Consider the following 9800-nt stretch of genomic DNA (forward strand, 5'->3'; position numbering starts at 1 on the left):
TGACGTTGCCCCCTGAAGTGTCCTCGGTCTGAACTGGACTCCGTCGGAAGGAGACGGAGATGAAGAAGAGTCGCTTCAGTGAGGAGCAGATCATCGCGGTGCTGAAGGAGCATTCGGCGGGGATCGGCGTGACAGAGCTGTGCCGCAAGCACGGGATCAGCGATGCGACCTTCTACACCTGGCGCAAGCGTTACGGCGGCATGGAGGTCTCGGACGCTAGGCGACTGAAGGCGCTGGAGGATGAGAACGCTCGCCTCAAGAAGCTTCTCGCCGAACAGATGCTCGATGTCGCGACGCTGAAAGACGCTCTGGGACAAAACTTCTGACGCCCGGCGCGCGGAGAGGCTTCGTGAGCTGGGCTATTGAGACGAAGGGATATTCCCAGCGGCGCGCCTGTGCGCTGATCGGGATGCATCCCAGGACCTACCTCTACCAGTCGCAGCGGTCGGACGACGCGGCCATGCGCGAACGGCTGAAGGCGCTAGCGAACGAGCGGCGCCGGTTCGGCTATCGGCGGCTGCACATCCTGTTGCGACGCGAAGGCATCGAGGTGAACCACAAGAAGCTGTTCCGCGTGTATCGGGAGGAACGGCTGACCGTGCGGCGCCGGGGCGGCCGCAAACGTGCGATCGGAACACGCTCGCCGATGACGCTGCCGCAGGGACCGAACCAGCGCTGGAGCCTCGACTTCGTCTCCGACCAACTCAGCGACGGGCGTCGCTTCCGTGTGCTGGTCGTGGTCGATGACTTCACCCGCGAGTGTCTGGCGCTGGTCGTCGACACGTCCTTGTCGGGCGCCCGGGTGGCGCGAGAGCTCGACAGCCTCATCGCCCAGCGTGGCAAACCGCTGATGGTCGTTAGCGACAACGGCACGGAACTGACCTCCCGCGCCATCCTCGAATGGCAGGAGGATCGCCGCGTCGAGTGGCATTACATTGCCCCCGGCAAGCCGATGCAGAACGGGTTCGTCGAGAGCCTGAATGGCCGGTTCCGAGACGAGTGCCTGAACGAGCACCTCTTCCGCAGCCTGCCGGCTGCTCGCCGCCTCATCGAGGAATGGCGGGCCGACTACAATCACGACCGCCCGCACACCAGCCTCGGCGGCCTCACCCCGAACGAGTTTGCAACCCGGTCCCGACAGGACCACAACACGAACAGAGTCCAGCTATGAGCGGGGACACTTCGGGGGCAACGTCACGCGCAGCGATCCGTCGCGGGCACGTTCATCTTGGTCAGGTCGCGCCGGATGATGGACGGATCGCGGTTATAGGAAAGGTTCTCATAGACGTGTTCCTGCCGCGTGTGGTCGTCGGTGATGGCGAAGGCCATCAACTGATCCAAGGTCAGGTCGCCGTCACGATAGACCTGCAGCAGCTTCGGGCTGACAGCGCCGAGACGCATCCGCTGCTTGACGACATGGGCGGTCACGCCGAACCGGGCGGCGATTTCCTCCGTGCCCCAAACGCGATCCTCGAAAAGCTCGCGGAAGCGCTCGAACTGGTCGGAAGGGTGGAGGTCTTCACGCGTGACGTTCTCGTCAAGGCTGATCTCGGCGGCATCGTTCGCCGTGTCGATGACGCAGCGGATGGGTTCCGGTCTTCCTGATTTCCTTGCGCTTCATGCGCAGTATCTGCGCCTGCCTGCGACCTTCGCCGATGCTGACGAGATAGAAGCCGGTCGGCTCGCCCTCAGCGTTCGTTTCCGGCTCCACCACCAGATTTTGCAGGATGCCCTTGGCGGCGATACTCGCCGCCTTCGCCTCGATAGACGCCTCGCTGTGCGGGGTCTTGCGGGCATTCTTCGGATGCTTCTTGAGCTTGTTGAGCGGGATGAAAACGGTCGCGCCGTGTTCGGCGGTCGGGGCGATGTTGGCGGTCGTGGTCATGGTCTTGATCCTTTTGGCTTGGGTTGAAGCGCAGCGCTGCGCTGCAACCCTGCCGGTCGGCGAGACCGGGGTAGCAAGGCGCAAGGCGGCCGGGATGGAGGGGGATCACCCGGCCTGCACAAGCGGATTTCAGGATTTGCGAAAGTGCGGATTCCCGCGCCCGCGCGGAAGGTCGGGGAGACCGTCCCGGCCGCCTTGCGCCGCGCGAGGGCAGAGCCCTTAGCAACCGGGCTTGTATTGTGTAGCGCAACGCATTATATTTTCTTGTGTAGCGTGTCGCGCTACACTTTGTGGGGTCAGGAGAAAGCATGGAGCCCTTTAGTTGCGCACGACACCCGGGCCAGTTTGTTCGTGAGAATGTCATCCCAACCGGCATGTCAGTAAAAGAAGCCGCTAAGCGCCTCGGCATCGGTAGGCCAGCTCTGTCGAATTTCCTGAACGGCAAATCTGCCCTGTCTCCGGAAATGGCGGTCAGGCTGGAGAAGACGTTCGGCGCTGACCGACAGCGGCTGCTTGATATGCAGGCCGCCTACGACCGGCCCGAGCGGGACGCTGGTGAAAAGGGGATTGCAGTTCGCGCCTTCGTCCCGAATTTCCTTACCATCAAGGCGAGGCAGGTCGAGAACTGGGCCGATAGCCAGATCGACGCTCGCACCCACCTTCCCGTCCTTCTGCGCAAGCTGGTGCACTCGACGGGTATCGACCTTCGCCAGGTCGACTTTCCCGGCTATGACAACGCGCAGCGCAAGGGGTCTGACGGTTTCGTCGAAGCGGGTGCCGCGACACCCTGGGTTCCGGAGGGGTACTCCTATTGGGAGTTCGGTACGGATCAGAAGCCGGCGGGCAAAGCAGAGAGCGATTACGTGGCTCGACTCACCTCTGTTGATCCAACCGAGAGAGCAAACAGCACGTTCGTTTTTGTGACGCCTCGTAACTGGTCCGGCAAGGCCGCATGGGAGAGACAGAAGAACCAGGCCGGCGACTGGAAGGCCGTTAAAGCCTTCGACGCAAGCGATCTTGAGCAGTGGCTGGAGCAATCCGTGCCGGCGCAGATCTGGCTTGCCGGACAGCTCGCACTGCCTGTTAGCGGCTTTGAGACCCTTGAGCAGGCGTGGCGTCGCTGGGCGAATGTCAGCGCCCCCCCTCTGACATCGGAAATCTTTTCGCCGTCTATCGCTGCATATCGGGGCACGTTCAAAGTGTGGCTCGGCAAACCAAGTGATCGCCCCTTTGTTGTTGCAGCCGACTCGCGAGACGAGGCGCTTGCCTTCCTCGCATGCCTCTTCGATGACGCTGAGTTTCGACAGTACAGAGATCTCGCTGCAGTCTTCACCTCTCCGGCAACGCTCAGGACGCTCGTCGCATCCTCGGTGCCTTTCATTCCAATTGTTCATTCCGCAGAGGTTGAGCGTGAACTCGGCGATACCCATCGCCGGCTTCATTGCATTGTTTTCCGGCCTCGCAATGCAGTCGATACGGAAGCAGATATTGCACTCGACCTTCTCACCCACGAGGCCTTTGAGAAGGCGCTTACAACCATGGGAATCGACAGAGGCGATGTCGATCGACTTGCGCGGGAATCTGGGCGTTCGCCGACGATCCTGCGACGGCGCCTTTCGAAAAACGCCGCTATCAAGACGCCGGCATGGGCAAGCGATGACGACACGGCAAAAACGCTCGTTCCCTTGGCCCTGATCGGCGCTTGGCACGCAGAGCCACAGGCGGATCGCGAGATCGTCTCCTATGTGGCCGATCGGAAGTACGAGGCGGTCGAGGACGATGTTGTGCGTCTGCTTCGGTTCGATGATAGCCCGGTATGGTCTGCCGGACGATATCGGGGTGTCGCCTCGAAGATAGACGCCTTGTTTGCGATTGCGAAAATGGTCACGGCGGCGGAGCTCGATCGGTTCTTCCTCGCCGCCGAATACGTCCTTTCTGAAACCGATCCCGCGCTCGAACTGCCGGAGGAGAAAAGATGGGCTGCCGCCCTGTATGACAAGACGCGAGACCATTCTGGGGCATTGCGCGAGGGCATTTGCGAGGCGCTCGTAATCCTCTCGGTCCATGGCAATGACCTATTCCTGAGCCGCCTCGGGATCGATGCCCAAAGCCGGGTCGCTGTTCTGATCCGGAAACTCCTAACGCCATTGACGATTGAAAAGCTGCTCTCACACGATCAAGACCTTCCCCGCTACGCCGAAGCAGCGCCTGATGAATTTCTGAAAATCATCGAGGACGACCTTCGGTGCAATGAACCCGTCGTCTTCGGTCTTCTCAAACCAGTCGATAGCGGTTCATTCGGGGCCTCCCCGTCGCGAACAGGCCTCTTGTGGGCATTGGAGTGCCTCGCTTGGAAACCGCAAAACCTCTCGCGCGTCTCGGCGATTCTCGCCCAACTATCCCGCCCGAAAATTGATGACAATTGGGCGAACAAGCCGGATGCCAGCCTTCAGGCCATCTTCCGGTCGTGGATGCCGCAAACGGCGGCCTCAGTGGAGCACAGGGTAAAAGTCCTAGAAATGCTTACAAAACGGTTCCCGGGGGTGGGCTGGGAGGTTTGCATCGAGCAGATCAAGCCGGGTTCTCGGGTCGGCCATTACAGTTATCGGCCCCGCTGGCGCAGCGACGCTTCTGGGGCTGGGCAGGTCGCGACGGACAAGGAGATCTACGAGTTCAATCGAAGGGCTCTGGATCTACTGACTGCGTGGCCGACCCATGACGAGAAGACCCTTGGCGATCTTGTCGAGTCCCTTGAGGGTATGCCGGACGAAGACCAAACCAAGGTCTGGGACTTGATTGACGGATGGTCTGGAAAAGCCGGCAATTCGGCCAAGGCTGTGCTGCGCGAACGTATTCGACGATTTGCCTTCACACGCCGCGGTCGTCGTCTGAAGCTCGGGGAAACGATGCGCGACCGGGCTCGTGAAGCCTATGACCGGCTTCGGCCCACCGATCCAGTCATCCGTTATGGCTGGCTATTTGCCGATCAGTGGGTCCCGGAATCGTCTGACGAATTTGAAGAAGAGGATTTCGACTATCGGAAGCGCGACGAGCGGATCGACAAGCTTCGTCGCGAAGCGATGACCGAAATATGGACAGAGCGCGGTTTCGGTGGCGTCAAGGAATTGCTTGCCAGCAGCGGCGCTGCCGGCACCGTTGGCCGGTATGCGGCGTCGCGTGTCACAGGTGCAAAACTGCGGGTCGATTTCACCCGCCGCTGCCTTTCCCTTGACGGAGATCTTCAGAGCAAGGCCGAATGGTGCTTGCAGGGCTTCCTTTGGGAGATTGGGGCAGAGTCGCGCACTGAAGTGTTACAGGCTGCGGCCGAAGGGTTACCTGCAGATGAGTGCAGGCGGCTATTTGTGTGTGCGCCATTCCAGGAGTCCACTTGGCGTCTTCTGGACGGCTATGGTGAGGAAGTCCGCACAGGGTACTGGAACTACGTTTTCCCGTCCTGGAACCGGCATACGCCGGCCGAGCTTACAGAACTGATTGACCGCCTCTTGGAGGCCCGGCGGCCGCGCGCCGCTTTTCACGCAGTCCACATGGATTTTAAAGACGTTGAAACGTCTCGCCTCAAGCGGCTGCTGCGGAATATCGCCACGGTGAATGCCGAACCGGCAGGCCATTTCAGGCTCGACCGGCATTACATTTCTGAGGCTCTGGATTCTCTCGATGGTCGCGCAGGGGTCACCCGTGACGAAATGGCCCAACTTGAATTCCTCTTCATTGATGCGCTCGACTACAGCGAGCACGGAATTCCAAACCTCGAAGGCCAGATCGCGGAATCACCTGCGGTATTCGTTCAGGCCTTGGCACTCGCATACAAGCGGCGCGATGACCGCGAGGATCCGCCGGAATGGCGGATTGAAAACCCCGAGCAGCGGGCAGTAGTCGCGTCAGCAGCATACCGACTTCTCGATCAGATCAGGAAGATTCCCGGTACGGACGAAAACGGAAGGATCGACACGGCGGCGCTCTCTGGATGGCTTACCGAGGTTCGGCGCCTGTGCCGCGAGTACGGCCGTGCCGAGATTGGTGATCACTGCCTCGGCCAGTTGCTCGCCGAGGCGCCCGAGGGCGAGAACGGCATATGGCCATGTGAACCGGTCTGTGAGGCGATGGAAGAGATCGCATCCCCCGAGATCGGCAGAGGTTTCTATATCGGGGTTCACAATTCTCGCGGCGCTCACTGGCGCGGCGAAGGAGGTGAGCAGGAACGCGAACTGGCAGCGAAATACCGCCGCTGGGCCGAGCGCTTGCATTTTGACCACCCCTACGTCGGTGGGGTCCTCGAGGAGATCGCCACGTCATACGAACGTGAAGCGGGGTGGCAAGATTCCGAAGCAAGAATCACAAAGAGGCTTCGGCATTGAAAACGCAAGACAGCGACGTTGATCAGAAACCAGCCTCCACTGAGCTGACCGGCGGTGCAGGCTTCATGTACGAAGACACGGTCGTCGCTTATTACCTCGCACATCTGCTACGGCAGAGCATGTCTGGATCGGAACCCTGTGGTTATATCAACAAGTTCCGGCCGATATCTCGATTTCATTTTAGAGGGCGAGGATATTGATGCTCAGTCAATGTCTCGTCTCGTGATCAAATGCCTTTTATTGTGATGCCAAAGACCAGAGGACCGTTGTGAAGCTCGACTTTGCAGTGTTCAATACAGATCAGATCAACAAGAAGCGCATAAAGTTCTCTGCGGCTGGCTTAATGCGCTCAGATGAAGAACATCAACGCGAGGCCTTCTTGTCTGAGGCGCCGGTTGGAACGCCTGCCCACGTGCAGCACGACATGCACCGTGTGATCGGCTGGAGCCGGCAGCTAGGGCACTACATAGATGGCGAAATGGTCCGCGTCTTAGGCTGCATTGAATATCCGGAGAACGAAGAAGATCGCGTTCAGCTACAAGACCGTGTTGTACGGCATAGGAAGCGCGTTAACGAAGCTCACACCGCACCGCATTGCGATGAACTTTTGGCGAAGATTAGGCTTCCCAGCAATGAAGATTTGACGTTCCTGCGAATGGAGTCGGTATTCGCCAAGCGAGAAGGCCTAGCTGCGGAACTGTATCCAGAGTTCTTCGTGCCGAGCACCAGTTTGGTCGACAAGGACGGCCTTGTCGAATATAGGGAGCTGTTATCCCGTACCGACGAATTGTGGCCGGGCGTGTTTCATGACAAGGAGCGCGATCTGGTTCTAGTCGCTCACAGGTTTTTTCGGCGCAGGCTGTCGCATTTAAACGCCCTAAACACGGAGTTTCTCAGCGGCTTTTCGGAAGTCGCCCTGGCGAACCCCAAACTGAGAGCCCGATTGAGGCTCGATCCTGACCTGCTTGGTTATCCCGCCTCCACAAAAGGTCTCATTGAGCTCGAATATTGGCGTGGCCCCAAATACGACGAGGACATCAGCAAAATCCTGAGCGGCGTAGCGGAACACAAGGCGGACGAGCAGACCCGGCAGTTTGAAGGAGTCGATCGAACCCAAATTTGGTGGAAGGCACCTGAAGCCCGCATGGTTGGTGACGCGCAGGCCGACTACCGCACATTTGAGGTGGAGGAACTCATCGAGGACCCGTCGCCTGGGCTCGCGGACGGACGGTACGGGTGTCGGTATGCTCATGCTGAGTACTCGTCGATCGCGGATAGAATTACCCATTTTGACGGGGCTATCCGGGCGTATGATGGCAATAATTATCTCACGAGGTTTGAGGCTTCGATCGATCGTGCTGGGAAGCATTCCGATTACACGAAGCTGTTCCGTTTCGATGGTCAGCTCTCTGTGCCGGACTGGAAGCGGCTGCTTAGCGACTACTATCGAGGCAATACCCTGATACCTGAATATCTCGGTGCTGCGCTGGATGCTGAGCAATTACGCGGTGCAACTCCATCGTCGACTATAGGGGAGCGGGTCGAGCCGCCCTTGGCAGCGTTGATTTCCCTTTCTCCGGGCGAGCTAACGGACGGGACGATGCTCTATCCTGAGTTGTTTCAACAGATCGGCACAAGGTACTTGCCGTTCGTGGAAGTCGGCGTGGGCGCGGTGTCGAAGTACCTTGATAGCAAGCATGACAAGGACGTAACTCCAATTGGATTTCACGACGACATCCTTAATCTCTCTCGTCTGGGAATCGCTGAATCTGACAAGCTAGCTAACCGTTTTGCGGAGGAGATTAGAGGTCTAGCTGATGCTCTCGAAAAAGATGTCGAGAACGTCCGGACCGAGAAGGCAGCAATTCCCATCATGTGGGAGAACGACAATATCGTGGTCACGCTTACGCTGGCAGGGCGCGCCGCGCTTGTGTTGGCCATATTGAAACGACTTCCCAGTTTGATTGATTTGACCAGGCTGCCCTCGGATTGGATAGAGGCAATGGCGCACGCTATAGCTGAGGTCGCACCGGTCAAAGATGCGGCCGTCATTTGGGATGGAGTTGATCGCGGTATTCTGGAAATTAAGCGCAGCGGTGAAGTCGAGATGCAGTGGCCTATAAACGCCTCGTTGACAGAAGCAGCGGTGGCAAGCGGCTTATTGAATTTACCTGCTCAACTCCTCCGCACGGGCCCCGACGGGAGCTGATTGCGCAGTCCAGAACAATTCACCGGCAATGCGGGAAGTAGAAACACCTCAACCCTCGGCCAACATCCTTAGAGAGAATCATCGCGTATTTTCAGTTGGTTACGAATGACCTTCCGGCTCTCATTTTAGAGGGGTATGGAGTAGACGAAGTTCTCATCATCACCCGGTGCGGCGCCAGATACCGCCGTGACGTGCCCCCCGAAAGCTCATCCATTCGGGAGTAGAGTCCGGCCATCAAGGACGGACGACGAATGAAGCGAACGCGGTTCACGGAAGAGCAGATCATCGCGATCCTGCGCGAGCAGGAAGCGGGAGTGCAGGTGTCGGAGCTGTGCCGGCGGCACGGCGTCAGCTCGCCGACCTTCTACAAATGGAAGGCGAAGTACGGCGGCATGGACGTGTCCGAGGCACGCCGCCTGAAGGCGCTCGAGGACGAGAACGGTCGGCTCAAGCGGATGCTCGCGGATGCGATGCTGGGTAAGCATTCGGTGAGGGCCGCGGGTACTGTGGATCGCGGCTATGGCTCAGGTGGTTTCGGCGGAGGACGCCGGCCCCTTCCAGTTCCATGGCAGCAGCTCGTGGAGACGCCCCTGCGGCATCGCGGCGATCCGGATGAGTACATCGGCGAGCCAGGCCTGCGGATCGACGTCGTTGAGCTTCGCTGTGGCGATCAGCGTTGCCATGGCGGCAGCGCGGTCGGCGCCGCGCTCGGAGCCGGCGAAGAGCCACGCCTTGCGGCCGAGGGCAAATCCCCGGAGCGCCCGCTCGGCCGCGTTGTTCGTGATGCAGATCCTGCCGTCCTCGAGGAAGCCGGCGAAGCGGTCCCAGCGCTTCAGCATGTAATCCATCGGTTTGGCGACGGCGGCCGATCGCGACAGGCGGGCGCGTTCCTCGCGTAACCACGCCTGGAGGTCTGATACGAGCGGCGCGCTCACCTCCTGTCGCACCCGCAGTCGCTCCGCCGCGTCGAGGCCGTTGATGGTGCGCTCGATGTCGAACAGCGCGTCGATGCGCCGGACGGCCTGCAGCGCGACCGGCGAGATGACCGGCGCTCGGCCGTCGCGCCGGACCCGCGCGGCGATGTCGGCGAGTTCGAAGAACGGACGCCGCGCGTGCGCCCAGCACAGCGCCGGCGTGACCGCGCCCTCGGCGCGCGACGGATCGTAGAGCGTGTTGTACCCGCTGTAGGCGTCGGCCTGGAGAATGCCGGCGAAGCCGCGCAGATGGCGCTCGGGGTGCTCCTGCCGCCGATCGCGCGAAGCATAGTAGAGCGCGGCTGGAGGCGCCCTCCCGCCGAACGGCCGGTCGTCGCGGACGTAAGCCCAGATGT

General features: G+C 60.1%; 4 protein-coding genes and 2 pseudogenes. 4 read left to right on the forward strand and 2 right to left on the reverse strand.

Annotated features, from left to right (window positions below):
* Positions 1-59 precede the first annotated feature (59 nt).
* Positions 60-1171, forward strand: a protein-coding gene (locus tag L1787_RS00100; RefSeq protein ID WP_235706437.1) for an IS3 family transposase whose coding sequence is annotated in 2 segments (ribosomal slippage) — positions 60-315 and positions 315-1171 — 1113 coding nt in all. Because the reading frame shifts where the segments join, the coding sequence is not laid out codon by codon here.
* 26 nt (positions 1172-1197) lie between these two features.
* Here the strand turns inward: L1787_RS00100 and L1787_RS00105 are convergent.
* A pseudogene (locus L1787_RS00105) lies at positions 1198-1885 on the reverse strand (ParB/RepB/Spo0J family partition protein); the annotation flags it as partial.
* 308 nt (positions 1886-2193) lie between these two features.
* On the opposite strand from L1787_RS00105, the gene L1787_RS00110 reads away from it, so the two are divergent.
* The 3 genes and pseudogenes from L1787_RS00110 to L1787_RS00120 form a co-directional block, all read left to right on the forward strand.
* On the forward strand, positions 2194-6261 hold the full coding sequence (locus tag L1787_RS00110; RefSeq protein ID WP_235706440.1) for a HigA family addiction module antitoxin: 4068 nt from the start codon (positions 2194-2196) through the stop codon (positions 6259-6261).
* A gap of 268 nt (positions 6262-6529) precedes the next feature.
* Positions 6530-8470, forward strand: a complete 1941-nt coding sequence (locus L1787_RS00115) for a hypothetical protein (RefSeq protein WP_235706441.1) — start codon at positions 6530-6532, stop codon at positions 8468-8470.
* Positions 8471-8721: 251 nt separating this feature from the next.
* Positions 8722-8946 (forward strand): annotated as a pseudogene (locus L1787_RS00120) (transposase); the annotation flags it as partial.
* Between the two features lie 48 nt (positions 8947-8994).
* Here L1787_RS00120 and tnpC read toward each other — a convergent pair.
* On the reverse strand, positions 8995-9800 hold an 806-nt coding region (tnpC, locus tag L1787_RS00125), incomplete at its 5' end, for an IS66 family transposase (protein ID WP_235706442.1).

The sequence above is a fragment of the Acuticoccus kalidii genome (assembly GCF_021556395.1).
Classification (GTDB): domain Bacteria; phylum Pseudomonadota; class Alphaproteobacteria; order Rhizobiales; family Amorphaceae; genus Acuticoccus; species Acuticoccus kalidii.

Excerpts from the sequence above, each read along its gene's own strand:
- L1787_RS00110 (WP_235706440.1), top strand. The coding sequence starts at position 2,194 with ATGGAGCCCTTTAGTTGCGCACGACACCCGGGCCAGTTTGTTCGTGAG.